Here is a 12,235-nt window from a genome sequence, read left to right as displayed (position 1 = left end):
CCCGCTACTTTAGCAGTGAACATAACGGCTTGACCGCGCGAAAAGTGGACACGCTGAGAAAGTCGCGACTGTGCTCTTGTTGTCCCGTCCGGTACGGGGGTGCGAGGATGAACGATCCTGAAAGGTGCCTTGTCGAATCAAGGCAGATGTGTGCCATGTGGCGTATAATCTGAAAATTCGAGTGTATCGGGCAGGGGGAACTGTGGACCCGCAGGCGGCATTACTCGCGCAGAGCGCGGAAGTCACACTGGCCACATTGATGACGACCGACGCCTGGAAACGCACCCGGGAGAGCGTCACCCGATCGTGGCGCCGAACGCAGCCGCACCGCGCCGAGGGCATCACTGCCGCACGGGCGGCCGCCCGGCACGCCGGTGCGTCCGGCCACGCCCGCATCCGTCAGGCCGGACGAGACCAGCACCACGCACAGCGGTGACGGCTGGGATGGACGGCCACGCCGGGGACCGTGGCCGGGTCTACCAGTCGTCGGGCGACCAGCACATCAGCGAGCACCACCACTACGGCGAACGCGGCGACGAGGCGGCCGAGCCCCAGGGCCCCGACTCGGTTCGCCGCCCGGCGGTCGGCCGGCCCCCGGTCGTCCTGCGCGACCGCACCGAGGCGCTGGACCGGCTGCGGGCGAGCGTACGGGAAGAGCACGGTGGCGAGGTCTATGTGCTGTACGGCATGGGCGGCTGCGGCAAGACCGCGGTCGCCTACACGTTCTTCCAGCTGGCCACTGGTGAACACGGCAGGGTGGGACTGTGGGTCAGCGCCTCCGACCGCGCGAGCCTGCGTGCGGGCATGCTCGCCGTGGCCGCCGACCGGGGGGCCGGCGACGCCGAGTTGCTGGCGGCCCGCAACGGACTGCGTCCCGCCGCCGATCTGGTCTGGCAGTATCTCGACCGCTCCGCCGAGCCCTGGTTGCTGGTGCTCGACAACGCAGACCATCCTGAGATCCTCCGGGACGGCAGCTGGCTGCGCACCAGTCCACGGGGCACGGTCGTGGTGACCACGCGCCGGCCGGCCGCCCGCTGGTGGCCGGGGGCGGAGTTGCAGCACATCGGTGTACTGCCGCGTGAGGACGCCGCGCAAGTGCTGCGGGATCTCGCCCCGCACAGTGGTACACAGCAGGAGGCGGCCCGGATCGCGGACCGGCTCGGCCGGTTACCGCTCGCCCTCACGCTGGCAGGCGGCTTTCTCTCCCAGCAAGTGCTCGATCCCTGGACGATGGAGACCTACGGGCGCCGCCTGGAGGAAGGAGAAGGAGTCGAGCTCATCGACCAGGGGGCTGATGTCCTGTCGGAGACGGACCCCCGGCACCTGGTGGGCCTGACGTGGCAACTGACGCTCGACGCGTTCGAGAGCCGCGGCCTGTCCGAAGCGACCGCGCTGCTGAGGCTCCTGTCGAGATTCGCCCCCGAGCCGCTGCCGCTGTCCCTGCTCAACCGTGCCGAGATCAGCGGTGCCCTTCCGCGGGCCCGCTGTGAAACGGCCCTGAGGGCACTGCTCGACCAGTCGCTGACCGAACTGGTCGACGTCGGTGAGCGGTGCGTACGGAGCCACGCGGTGCTGCTCGACAGCGTCGTCGCGGCGACCCCGGCGGACACGGTGCCGGTTCTCCACACCACAGCGGTCCGACTGCTCGACGCGGCCGTGCCCGCTGTGCCCGACGCCGGTCCGTACGATCCGCTGCTCCGACTGCTGGTACCGCACGGGCTGGCCCTGCTGCGGCGTGCCGGCGATCCGTCGACATCGGCCGACGCACTGGCCGTGGTGACCAGACTGTCCGCCGCCCTCCATCGTACGGGGGACTACCTGTCCGCCTGGGAGACCGCCCGAGCCGCCGCGGACCTCGGCGAGCGGCGGCTCGGTGCGGAGCACCGGCTCGTCCTGGCCGCCGGCTCCAGGGCCGGACGGGCGCTCTTCCGGCTGGGCGAGTACACCGAGTCCGAAGCACTGCTCCAACGCGTCCACGCGGCGCAGGAGCGGCTGTTCGGGGCCGACGACCCCGACACCTTGGACAGTCGCCACGGCCTTCAGCTCGTGCTCGGAAACCTCGGAGAACGCGATGAGGCCATTTCGCTCCTCCGCTCCACGGTCGTCGGCAGGCGAAGAGCGCTGGGCCCCGCCCATCCGCTGACATTGCGCTCCCGCTCCAGTCTGCTGGTCCTGCTGTCCGCGTCCGAGACCGTCGCCGAAGAAGACGGCGCCCTGCTCTCCCTGCCCGCGGAATGCGTACGGTTCCTCGGCCCCGACCACACGGTGACCCTGGGCGCCCATCACAACCACGCCTGGGCGCTGTACCTGTTGGGCCGCTTCGACGAGGCCGACCAGGAGATCCGGCTCGTCACCGAGGCATACCGGCGGCGCTTCGGACCTGACCATCCGATCGCGCTCTCGGCGCAGCAGCTCCTGTCCCGGACCCGGGCCGCGCGGGGCCATGTGGAGGCCGCCGTCGAGATCATGACGGATGTCGTGACCCGGCGGGAACGCGGCCTGGGAGCCGATCACCCGTTCACCGTCGCCGGCCGACGACTCCTCGACGACTTCACCTCGGGGCAGTGGCGCCCGCCGGAGAGGCGCGGGTGAATGTCAAGGAGCCCGGTGACGCCCTGGCTCAGCGGTGTCACCACCGCCTCCTCCGGTCAACACCCCACGTGGGATGCCGTCACGGCGCGTAGCGCCTGCTCGCGCGGACCGTGTGCGTACGGCCGCCCCTGTCCACGCTTTCGTTCCGGCGGCGTCCGCGTCCGCGATGAGGACATGACCCGTCCGGGCCGCCCGGAACGCGGGCCGTCGCGCCCGCTCACGCCTCGCTCCGGGCAAGCGCTCCCCAGCCCCGTTCCAGGAGGTCGAAGGCCCGGTCGACGACCTCGCGGGGGGTGTCGTGGGGGTAGGCCGCGCGAGGGGCTTCGAGGGCGAAGTGGGCCAGGGCGGTGCAGGCGGGGTCGTCCGCGGGGAGGCCGCTCTCCTCGGCGATGACCCGGGCGAGCGCGGTGGTGTGGCGCAGCCACATCTTCTGGGCATAGTCACGCAGTGCGGGGGTGCCGGTCACCAGGTCGGCGAAGGCGGTGAAGCGGGCGTCGCCGTCGGCGGAGACCAGCCGGGCGGTCAGGGCGTGTTCGCGCAGGGCGGCGGGGATCGACCGGCCCTCGGGGCGCTCGCGGACGGCCGCGAGCAGGTGGGTCTCCTGGTCGGCGTCCTCGTCGAAGACGAGGGCCTCCTTGACCGGGAAGTGCTTGAACAGGGTGGTGGTGGACACGTCGGCGGCGTCCGCGATCTCGCGGATGCCGACCTCGTCGTAGCCGCGCTCCAGGAACAGGCGCAGCGCGGCGTCGGCGATGGCCCGGCGGGTGGCGGCCTTCTTGCGCTCGCGGCGCCCCACGGGTGCGGGGGAGGGGCCTGTCGCGGTGTCGGTCGTCGTTCTGGGCATACCGGCACCCTACCTCTCCGGTTGACTCGCTTCAAAAGTTGAGTCGTTGCACTTATTGAGTCGGTGTGTTTTTCTGGAGCGGCGGCTGCGAGGCACTGTCCGGCCGCTCTCTTCCCTCTCGGGACCGCACCGAACGAACGGAGTACTCCGTGAACACCCCTCCCGCACCCCGTATCGCCGTCATCGGCGCCGGCCCCGGCGGTCTGACCTGCGCCCGCATCCTCCAGCGGCACGGCATCGCCGTCACCGTCCACGACCGTGACGCCGGCCCCGACGCCCGGGACCAGGGCGGCACCCTCGACCTGCACGCCGACAACGGCCAGATCGCCCTGCGCGAAGCCGGTCTCCTGGAGGAGTTCTTCCGGCTGGCCCGCCCCGAGGGGCAGGAGATGCGCCAGCTGGACCCGGCCGGCACGGTCCTCTTCCACCACGTCCCCGAGCCGGACGAGCGGTTCAAGCCGGAAATCGACCGCGGCCGACTGCGCGACCTGCTGCTCGGCTCGCTCCGGCCCGGCACCGTGTGCTGGAACCACACCCTGCGCTCCGTCGGCGGCCCCGCCGAAGGCCCCCGGCAACTGCACTTCACCGACGGCACCATCGTCGAGGCGGACCTCGTCATCGGCGCCGACGGCGCCTGGTCCAAGGTCCGCCGGGCCGTCTCCCCGGCCACTCCCCGGTACAGCGGCGTGAGTTTCCTGGAGGCCTGGTTCCACGACGTCACGACCCGGCACCCCGACATCGCCGAACTCGTCGGCCAGGGCGGCGCCGCCGCGGCCGACGGTGACCGCGGCCTGTTCGCCCAGCGCAACAGCGGCGACCACATCCGCGTCCACCTCATCCAGCGCGTCCCGGCCGACTGGATCACCGCCGGCGGCCTCTCCCTCCAGGACACCGACGGCATCCGCGCCCACCTCCTGGAGCGCTACCGCGACTGGTCACCCCGCCTGCGCCGGCTGATCACCGACAACGACGGCCCCTACGTCGACCGCCCGATCCACGCCCTTCCCGTCCCGCACACCTGGGAGCACAACCCCACGGTGACCCTGCTCGGCGACGCCGCCCACCTGATGCCCCCGCTCGGCGTCGGCGTCAACCTCGCCATGCTGGACGCCTGCGAACTCGCCCTCGCCCTCGTCCGCCACGACACCGTCGGCGAAGCCGTCCGCGCCTACGAGGCGACCATGCTTCCCCGCTCCACGGAGACGGCCCGGCTCCTCGACGGTGCCGCCACCGAACTGCTCTCCACCGAACTGCCCGACTTCGCCACCGCCGACCACCACTGACACACCCCGTGGCGGGCCGAGGGGGCGGCCGGGCCCCGTCACTCCCGCCCGATCAGGAACACCTGATCGTCACCACCGCGCTCCGCGCAGTGCTCCGCCACGAACGCCGCGCCCGCCTCCTCCGCGTCCCCGCGGACGCCGACGCACAGCGCGTCGTCCTGCGCCGACCGCAACCGCCACCGGTCGCTGCCGTCGGCCCGTTCGGCGCGGAACCACTGGGAGTTCCCGCCCGCCCGGCAGTCCTCCCAGGGTTCGAGCGTGCCCTTGAACACCCCGTCGCCCAGGACGGTGAGGCAGCCGGTGCCGTGCTCCGGGTGGCGGAACTGGATCTGGTAACGGCCCTCGTCCGCCCGCTGGAGGTACACGCGCGGCGGAACGGCCTCCGCGCAAGGCCGCTGCACCGCGAGGAGTTTGGACTCGCCGTCCACGCGGACGTCCCCGTCGGTCAGGCACAACTCGGGTGCGCGCGCCGGGCGGATGCGTGAGTAGCCCGAAGTCGTAGGGGTGGCGGCCGACTTCGTGTTCTCGGCCCCGTCGTCCTGCGGCAGCAGCACCACCGCGCCGACGGCGAGCAGGACGACCGTGCCGAGTGAGGCCAGCGTGGCGGTCGTGGCGGTCCTGCCGCGGCGGGGACCCGACGGTTCCGGTGATCCGCCCGAGGGCCCCGGCTCCTGATCCGCCGGTCCGTCCGGGGGCCCCGGCTCCTGATCCGCCGGCCCGTCCGGGGGCCCCGGCTCCTGATCCGCCGGTCCGTCCGGGGGCTCCGGCTCCTGATCCGCCGGTCCGTCCGGGGGCTCCGGCTCCTGATCCGCCGGCCCGTCCGGGGGCTCCGGCTCCTGATCCGTACCGCCGGCCGCAGGGGCCTCCCCGGCCGCGAGCCGTTTCCTGGCCGCGAGCCACTCCGGTACGTCCTCCCCGGCACCACACGCCCGGACCAGCGCCGCGACCACCTCCGCGCGCGGCAGCGCGTCCCGCCGCAGGGTGTCCGCCAGGGTGCTGCGGGCCAGCACCTCGTCGCGTTCGGCGGCCCGCCGCTCCAGTTGACGGAAGGTCAGCCCGCTGTGTTCCTTGAGTTTCCGCAGCAGGGCGACGTACTCGCGCACCGTCCGCGCCTCTGCGGGGTTCACGCCCCCCGAGACCACCATGCGGTCATTCTCATCACACCCGCCACAACGGGCAACCGGTGTCCGGCGGTTATCGGACAGCCCGGGCGCACGGTCAGGGCAAGCCGTTGACCAGGCCGGACGGTCTCGTTCCGTCCCGGACACCGCACGTCCTTGCCGGACAGGACCCGCCCGCCCGGACTCCGGTGATGCCGCCGCGTTCCGGGCCCACGGGGGTGGACCGGAACGCGGCGCCGTCCCCACCGCTCCGGTCGGCGGTCCGGCCGGGCCGCCCCGGGCGTCCGAAGACGCCGCACGCCGTCAAGCGGCCGCGCGTCAGCGCGGGTCCTCCACCACCGCGAACCGTGCCCCCTCCGGATCCGTCACCGTGGCGACGCGGCCGTGGGGGCCCTCGTGGGGCGGGACGAGGAGCCGGCCGCCCAGGCGGAGGACCTGCCCCACCGCGTCGTCGGTGCCGGCGACGGTGAAGTACGTCGTCCAGTGCGGGCCCCGGTCCCGGGGGAGGGCCCTGCCCACGCCGTGGACGCCGGCCACCGGGCGGCCGTTCAGGCGCAGGGTGACGTGGTCGGGGCCGGCGGAGACCGCCGGCTCCTCGTCGTAACCGAACACGGTCTCGTAGAACTTGGCGGTACGGGCCGACTCGAAGGTCGTCAGCTCGTTCCAGGCGGGGGTGCCGGGCACGCCGGAGACGGCGGTGCCCGGACTCGTGGCCGCCTGCCAGACGCCGAAGACGGCACCGCCGGGGTCGGAGCCGATCGCCAGCCGGCCGGCGTCGGCGGCGTCCAGCGGGCCCACCCCGATGGTGCCGCCGCGCGACCGCACCACGTCCGCCGTCAGATCCACGTCGTCCGAGGCGAAGTACGGCGTCCAGGCGACCGGCAGCTCACGGTCCGGCGGCAGCACCCCCATGCCGGCCACCTCACGGCCGTCGAGCAGGGCACGCACATACGGGCCGAGCTGCTGGGGGCCGGGGTGGAACTCCCAGCCGAACAGCGCCCCGTAGAACTCCTCGGTCGCATCCAGGCCGTGCACCATCAGGCTCACCCAGCAGGGTGTGCCGGGTGCGTGCCGAGCGGGCGCCCCGCCGTTCGGGCGGGCGTTCCCCCGTGCGTCGGTCATCGTCACTCTCTTCTCGGCCGCGTATACCGGCCGTTGTCCTCTCGCGTCCCGACGGATCGTTCCCGTGCCGCGGTCGACACAGTATGTGCCCGATCCGGTACGCCTCGTGACCGGTCCTGTCCGGCCGAGCAGAGTAGCCGGACGCGGGCGGCTCGGCCACCCCGTGCGCGAGGATGGGGGCCATGAACGCCATCATCTCCGCGTCCGACCTCGCGGGCGCGCTCGCGGGCGCCAACCCGCCGGTACTGCTCGACGTCCGCTGGCAGCTCAGCCTGGCCACGGCGGCCGGTGAGCCGCCGTTCGACGGACGGGCCGCGTACGGGGCCGGTCATCTTCCCGGAGCCGTCTTCGTCGACCTGGACCAGGAGCTGGCTTCCGCTCCGGGCGGGCACGGCCGCCATCCGCTGCCGGACCTCGCGGTGTTCGGCGCCGCGATGCGGCGGGCGGGCGTGTCGTCCGGGACGCCGGTGGTCGTGTACGACGGGGGCCTGGGCTGGGGCGCCGCCCGCGCGTGGTGGCTGTTGCGCTGGACGGGTCACCCGGACGTGCGAGTCCTCGACGGCGGGTTGCCGTCCTGGGAGGGCCCGTTGGAGACGTCGGTGCCGCAGCCGGCCGAGGGCGACTTCGTACCGGTGCCGGGGGCGGACGGGCTGCTCGACGCCGACGGCGCGGCGGCGCTGGCGCGTTCGGGGGTGCTGCTGGACGCCCGCGCGGGGGAGCGGTACCGCGGTGAGGTGGAGCCGATCGACCGGGTGGGCGGGCACATTCCCGGCGCGGTCTCGGCGCCCACGACGGAGAACGTCGGCGCCGACGGCCGTTTCCTGCCCGCCGGAGAACTGGGCGCCCGCTTCAAGGAACTGGGCGTCTCCCAGGGGGCACCGGTCGGCGTGTACTGCGGCTCGGGTGTCTCCGGCGCGCACGAGGTGCTGGCGCTGGCGGTCGCGGGCGTCCCGGCGGCGCTGTACGTCGGTTCCTGGTCGGAGTGGTCCTCCGACCCGGAGCGGCCGGTCGCGGTGGGCCCGGATCCGCAGTAGAGCAGTAGAGCAGGAGACCGGAGTCCGGATTCCGGACGCGGGTCCTCGGGCCTCGGGCCGTGAGGGGAGCGGATCTCCCGGCGACACGCCGTCGGCGGGCCGTTCTGCCGGGAGATCCGCTCCCCTCGGCGCCTTGCCGCCGGATCAGCCGGCGGTGTCCATGTGGTGAGCGCCCTCATGGCGTCAATCGGTCGCTGACACGGACCGCCCGAACGAGTTACTCCTGTTTCTTCCGCCGCGTCCCGAACACGATCTCGTCCCAGCTCGGCACCGCCGCGCGGCGGCCCGGACGGACGCCGTCCGCCTCGGCCTGACGGTCGGTCGAGCCGATGAGCCGGTCCCGGTGACTGCTGACGGAACGCGGCATGAGGACATCCGCGTACGCGGCCCCGGCCGAGGCCGCGGGGGCCGGCGGCTCCTCCGCCTCGGGCTCGGGGTCCGACTCCTCGGGAACGGTCTCGGGCGCGCGCTCCGGCACCACCAGGTCGCCCCGGAAGCTCGGGACCGCCTCCAGCAGGCTGGTCAGCGAGTCCCGTTCGCCCGATGCCGTGGCCGTCAGGGACTCCTCCTCGGGCTCGGACGCCTGCGCGGGCAGACTCGGGCGCTCGCGGTCGCCGGGACGGTCGAGCGGGCGGTCCCGCGGCAGCCGGGCGATGCGCGGCACGAAGGGGAAGCTGGGCTCGGGCGCGGCGAGGTCGTCGGACTCGCCGATCAGCGAGCGCGCCTCGTCGTCGACGGCCTGGACGAGCCGCCGGGGTGGGTCGTACGTCCAGCTCGCCGAGTGCGGCTCGCCCGCGACCCGGTAGACCAGCAGCACCTCCCAGGTGCCGTCGTCGCGGCGCCAGGAGTCCCACTGGACGGTGTCCTTCTCGGCGCCGCGCAGCAGCAGCCGCTCCTGCACCGCCTCGCCCAGCGGGGGACCGGAGTTCTCGCCGGGGCGGCGGACAGGGGTCTTGCGGGCGCGCTCGGCCATGAACGCGCGCTCGGCGAGGACGGGGCCCTCGAAGCGGCGTACGCGGTCCACGGGGATGCCGGCCATCTGCGCGACCTCTTCCGCGGTCGCGCCGGCTCTTATACGCGCCTGAATGTCGCGGGGGCGGAGATGGCTCTCCACCTCGATCTCGATCTGGCCGAGGCGGGGACGGTCGCCGCGCACGGCGGCCCGGAGCCGCTCATCGATCGGAAGCGTGTACTCCGTGCTGTCCGCAGCCTTCAGCACCAGCCGTGTGCCGTCATTCGAGACGGCCACGACACGCAGTTCCGGCATGGGGACCTCCCGGGTGGTGCCTGCCGACGTCACGTGCGTCGCTGCTTCCGCTAGTCGAGTGTGGCCTGCCCGGGTGCAGCCTGCCACAACCTTGCCTCTTTGCCCGGCGTGTCGGGCGCGGGCCCCGGATCGCCGTTATGGCACGGTTACCTATTCGCAACGATAAGTGACCAACTGCGTCACCCTGCGCAACTAGCCCCCTCCCGGCGGTCCTTCGCGGTTCCGGGCACCCTGACGGGAGACCGGGCCCAAGGCTCGCAAGAGTACTCCATTTGGGCCACCTGCGTGGATTGGCGCGCCGCGCAACGCATCCTCTACGACCCCAGGACCCTCCGCAAGTGGTCGTTCCGGAAGCGGCGTTCCGGGTCGAGCCGGTCCCGTAGCGCCGTGAACTCCTCGAAGCGCGGATACACCCGTGAGAGGTAATCGGCGTCGCGCGTGTGGATCTTCCCCCAGTGGGGCCGCCCCTCATGGGCGGTGAAGACGCGTTCGGCCGCGGTGAAATACCCCTGATAGGGAATGCCTTTGAACATGTGGACGGCGATGTAGGCGCTGTCCCTGCCGGACGCGGTGGACAGCGTGATGTCGTCGGCCGGCGCGGTGCGCACCTCGACGGGGAAGCTGACCCGCAGCGGAGAGCGGTCGACCATCGCCTTCAGTTCCCGCAGCGTCTCCACCAGGGCCGCGCGCGGGACGGCGTACTCCATCTCCACGAAGCGCACCCGGCGCGGCGAGGTGAACACCTTGTACGGGATGTCGGTGTACGTCCGCGCGGAGAGCGCCCTGCTGGAGATCCGCGCGATGGCCGGAATGCTCGCGGGCGCCGCGCGGCCGACCCAGTTGGCCGCCTGGAAGACCCCGTTGGAGAGGAACTCGTCCTCGAACCAGCCCTTGAGCCGCGGCACCGGCCGCTCCGGGCCCGCGCTGCGGTTGTTGCGCTTGGCGTTGGTGTTGCCGGTGTGCGGGAACCAGTAGAACTCGAAGTGCTCGTTCTCGGCGTGCAGCTGGTCGAACTCGGCGCAGACCCGGTCGAAGGGCATCGGCTCCTCGCGGGCCGTGAGCAGGAAGACCGGTTCCACGGCGAAGGTGATCGCGGTGACGATGCCGAGGGCGCCGAGCCCGATCCGGGCGGCGGCGAAGACGTCCGGGTTCTCCTTCGCGGAGCAGGTGAGCACCGAACCGTCGGCGGTGACCAGTTCCAGGCCCCGGATCTGGGCGGCGATGGAGGCGGAGTCGCGGCCCGTGCCGTGGGTGCCCGTACTGGTGGCCCCGGAGACCGTCTGCTCCATGATGTCGCCCATGTTGGTCAGCGACAGACCCTCCCGCGCGAGGGCCGTGTTCAGCCGTTTGAGCGGGGTGCCGGCCTCCACGGTGACCGTACCGGCCGCGCGGTCGATGTGGCGTATGCCCGTCAGCAGCTGAGGGCGGATCAGCAGGCCGTCGGTGGCGGCTATGGAGGTGAAGGAGTGGCCGGTGCCGACCGCCTTCACCGGCATGCCGTCCTCGGCGGCCCGGCGCACGGCGGCGGCCAGCTCCTCGACGGAGGCGGGCGAGGTCTCCCGCGCGGGACGGACGCGGACGTTGCCGCCCCAGTTACGCCATGTGCCGTTCCCCGTGCTCGCCGTGCTGCCCAACGGAGCCTCCCCGACCCGGAGCCGGCCGCTTGAGCCGGCGGTACCCGAGGAAACCGACCACGACCGCGACGGCCCCGGCCACCGCCGGAACCCCGTACCCGGCACGCGCCCCGGCCGCGTCGATCACCCAGCCGGCCACGGAGGAGCCGAGCGCGATGCCGACCGCGAGCCCGGTGCTCACCCAGGTCATGCCCTCGGTGAGCTGCGCGCGGTGTACGTGCTCTTCGATGAGGGACATCGTCGTGATCATCGTCGGAGCGATGGACAGACCCGCAACGAACAGCGCCACGGCCAGAAACGGCAGGTTCCCGACCAGTAGGAGTGGGATCATACTCACGGCCATGGCGCACACGCCCAGCAGCCAGCGACGTTCCGGCGCCCCCGCGAAGCGCATCAGCCCGAACGCGACGCCCGCCACGCAGGAGCCCAGCGCGTACACGGCGAGCACCACGCTCGCGGCGGCCTTGTGCCCCTCCTCCTCGGCGAACGCCACGGTGACCACGTCCACCGCACCGAAGATCGTCCCCGTCGCCACGAACGTCGCGACCAGCACCTGGAGGCCCGGGGCGCGCAGCGCCGTGCCGCCGCCCCGGTGCTCGCGCGGGTGCGGCTCGGGCTCGGTGGCGCGCTGCGCGGTCAGCCAGAAGACGCCGGCCGCCAGGAAACAGGCCGCGAGCAGCGGGCCGGCCTCCGGGAACCAGGCCGTGGACAGCCCGATGGAGACGATCGGCCCGAAGATGAAGCAGATCTCGTCCACCACGGACTCGAAGGAGTACGCGGTGTGCAGCTGCGGGGTGCCCCGGTAGAGGGCGGCCCACCGGGCCCGGATCATCGCGCCGACGCTCGGCACGCAGCCGATGCCGACACACGCGACGAAGAGCACCCATTCCGGCCACGCGTAGTGCGCGGCGAACAGCAGCACCGCCGCCGCGCCGAGCGAGAGCAGTGTCGCCGGGCGCAGCACCCGCCGCTGCCCGTACTGGTCCACCAGGCGCGAGACCTGCGGACCCGCCACCGCGGCGGCCAGCGCGATGGTCGCCGACAGCGCGCCGGCCAGCCCGTACCGCCCGGTGAGCTGGGAGATCATCGTCACCACGCCGATGCCCATCATGGACAGCGGCATCCGGCCGAGGAACCCCGCGGCGGAGAAGGCCCTGCTGCCGGGGGCGGCGAACAGAGCGCGATAGGGGCTGGGCACGGGATCTCCGGAGGGGCTCGGTAAGGTGCGACCGCAGTCGATACGGCTTACGGGTTAGGTCACCCTAATACACCCCGGAATTCCGCGTCGCAGCCGATGACACCCCCCGCCCCCGTCCCGGCTGTCAGCGCCGGGTGGCA

At 72.8% G+C, this 12,235-nt stretch carries 9 protein-coding genes; 3 read left to right on the top strand and 6 right to left on the bottom strand.

Features of this window, described 5'->3' with window-relative positions:
• Positions 1-444 precede the first annotated feature (444 nt).
• The gene (locus ACIA6T_RS17155) at positions 445-2,592 is read left to right on the top strand and encodes a tetratricopeptide repeat protein (protein WP_399447477.1); all 2,148 of its coding nucleotides are present in this window, start codon (positions 445-447) and stop codon (positions 2,590-2,592) included.
• Between the two features lie 217 nt (positions 2,593-2,809).
• Here ACIA6T_RS17155 and ACIA6T_RS17150 read toward each other — a convergent pair whose 3' ends face one another.
• Entirely contained in the window at positions 2,810-3,436 is a 627-nt protein-coding gene (locus tag ACIA6T_RS17150) for a TetR/AcrR family transcriptional regulator (protein WP_399447294.1), read from the bottom strand.
• Between the two features lie 149 nt (positions 3,437-3,585).
• Between ACIA6T_RS17150 and ACIA6T_RS17145 the strand changes: the two genes are divergently transcribed.
• Complete coding sequence (locus ACIA6T_RS17145; RefSeq protein ID WP_399447293.1) at positions 3,586-4,719, top strand: FAD-dependent oxidoreductase; 1,134 nt, start codon at positions 3,586-3,588, stop codon at positions 4,717-4,719.
• Between the two features lie 38 nt (positions 4,720-4,757).
• Here the strand turns inward: ACIA6T_RS17145 and ACIA6T_RS17140 are convergent, their stop codons facing one another.
• Both ACIA6T_RS17140 and ACIA6T_RS17135 read right to left on the bottom strand, forming a co-directional pair.
• Positions 4,758-5,864: a helix-turn-helix domain-containing protein gene (locus ACIA6T_RS17140; protein ID WP_399447292.1), complete on the bottom strand. Its 1,107-nt coding sequence runs from the start codon at positions 5,862-5,864 to the stop codon at positions 4,758-4,760.
• 294 nt (positions 5,865-6,158) lie between these two features.
• On the bottom strand, positions 6,159-6,962 hold the full coding sequence (locus ACIA6T_RS17135) for a VOC family protein (protein WP_399447291.1): 804 nt from the start codon (positions 6,960-6,962) through the stop codon (positions 6,159-6,161).
• Positions 6,963-7,144: 182 nt separating this feature from the next.
• Here ACIA6T_RS17135 and ACIA6T_RS17130 point away from each other — a divergent pair, with 182 nt between their 5' ends.
• Positions 7,145-7,996, top strand: coding sequence for a sulfurtransferase (locus tag ACIA6T_RS17130; protein ID WP_399447290.1), 852 nt, complete (start codon positions 7,145-7,147; stop codon positions 7,994-7,996).
• Positions 7,997-8,213: 217 nt separating this feature from the next.
• Here the strand turns inward: ACIA6T_RS17130 and sepH are convergent, their stop codons facing one another.
• The 3 genes from sepH to ACIA6T_RS17115 all read right to left on the bottom strand — a co-directional run bounded on the left by sepH (position 8,214) and on the right by ACIA6T_RS17115 (position 12,095).
• Positions 8,214-9,263, bottom strand: a complete 1,050-nt coding sequence (gene sepH / locus ACIA6T_RS17125) for a septation protein SepH (protein WP_399447289.1) — start codon at positions 9,261-9,263, stop codon at positions 8,214-8,216.
• A 314-nt stretch (positions 9,264-9,577) separates the two neighbouring features.
• Positions 9,578-10,897 carry a D-arabinono-1,4-lactone oxidase gene (locus ACIA6T_RS17120; protein ID WP_399447288.1) on the bottom strand — a complete coding sequence of 440 codons (1,320 nt, stop codon included), beginning with the start codon at positions 10,895-10,897 and terminating at the stop codon, positions 9,578-9,580.
• Positions 10,857-12,095, bottom strand: coding sequence for an MFS transporter (locus tag ACIA6T_RS17115; RefSeq protein WP_399447287.1), 1,239 nt, complete (start codon positions 12,093-12,095; stop codon positions 10,857-10,859). The genes ACIA6T_RS17120 and ACIA6T_RS17115 overlap by 41 nt, the downstream gene beginning before the upstream one ends.
• Positions 12,096-12,235: the final 140 nt, after the last annotated feature.

It is taken from the genome of Streptomyces sp. NPDC051740, from assembly GCF_044453165.1.
Taxonomy (GTDB): domain Bacteria; phylum Actinomycetota; class Actinomycetes; order Streptomycetales; family Streptomycetaceae; genus Streptomyces; species Streptomyces atrovirens.
Note: the sequence above shows the minus strand (reverse complement) of the source record. Positions and strands in the feature narration are given on the sequence as shown.

Bases quoted from the DNA above. Each gene is read 5' to 3' on its own strand.
- ACIA6T_RS17155 (WP_399447477.1), top strand. From the start codon at position 445: ATGGACGGCCACGCCGGGGACCGTGGCCGGGTCTACCAGTCGTCGGGC.
- ACIA6T_RS17150 (WP_399447294.1), bottom strand. From the start codon at position 3,436: ATGCCCAGAACGACGACCGACACCGCGACAGGCCCCTCCCCCGCACCC.
- ACIA6T_RS17140 (WP_399447292.1), bottom strand. From the start codon at position 5,864: ATGGTGGTCTCGGGGGGCGTGAACCCCGCAGAGGCGCGGACGGTGCGC.
- ACIA6T_RS17135 (WP_399447291.1), bottom strand. From the start codon at position 6,962: ATGACCGACGCACGGGGGAACGCCCGCCCGAACGGCGGGGCGCCCGCT.
- ACIA6T_RS17130 (WP_399447290.1), top strand. From the start codon at position 7,145: ATGAACGCCATCATCTCCGCGTCCGACCTCGCGGGCGCGCTCGCGGGC.
- sepH (WP_399447289.1), bottom strand. From the start codon at position 9,263: ATGCCGGAACTGCGTGTCGTGGCCGTCTCGAATGACGGCACACGGCTG.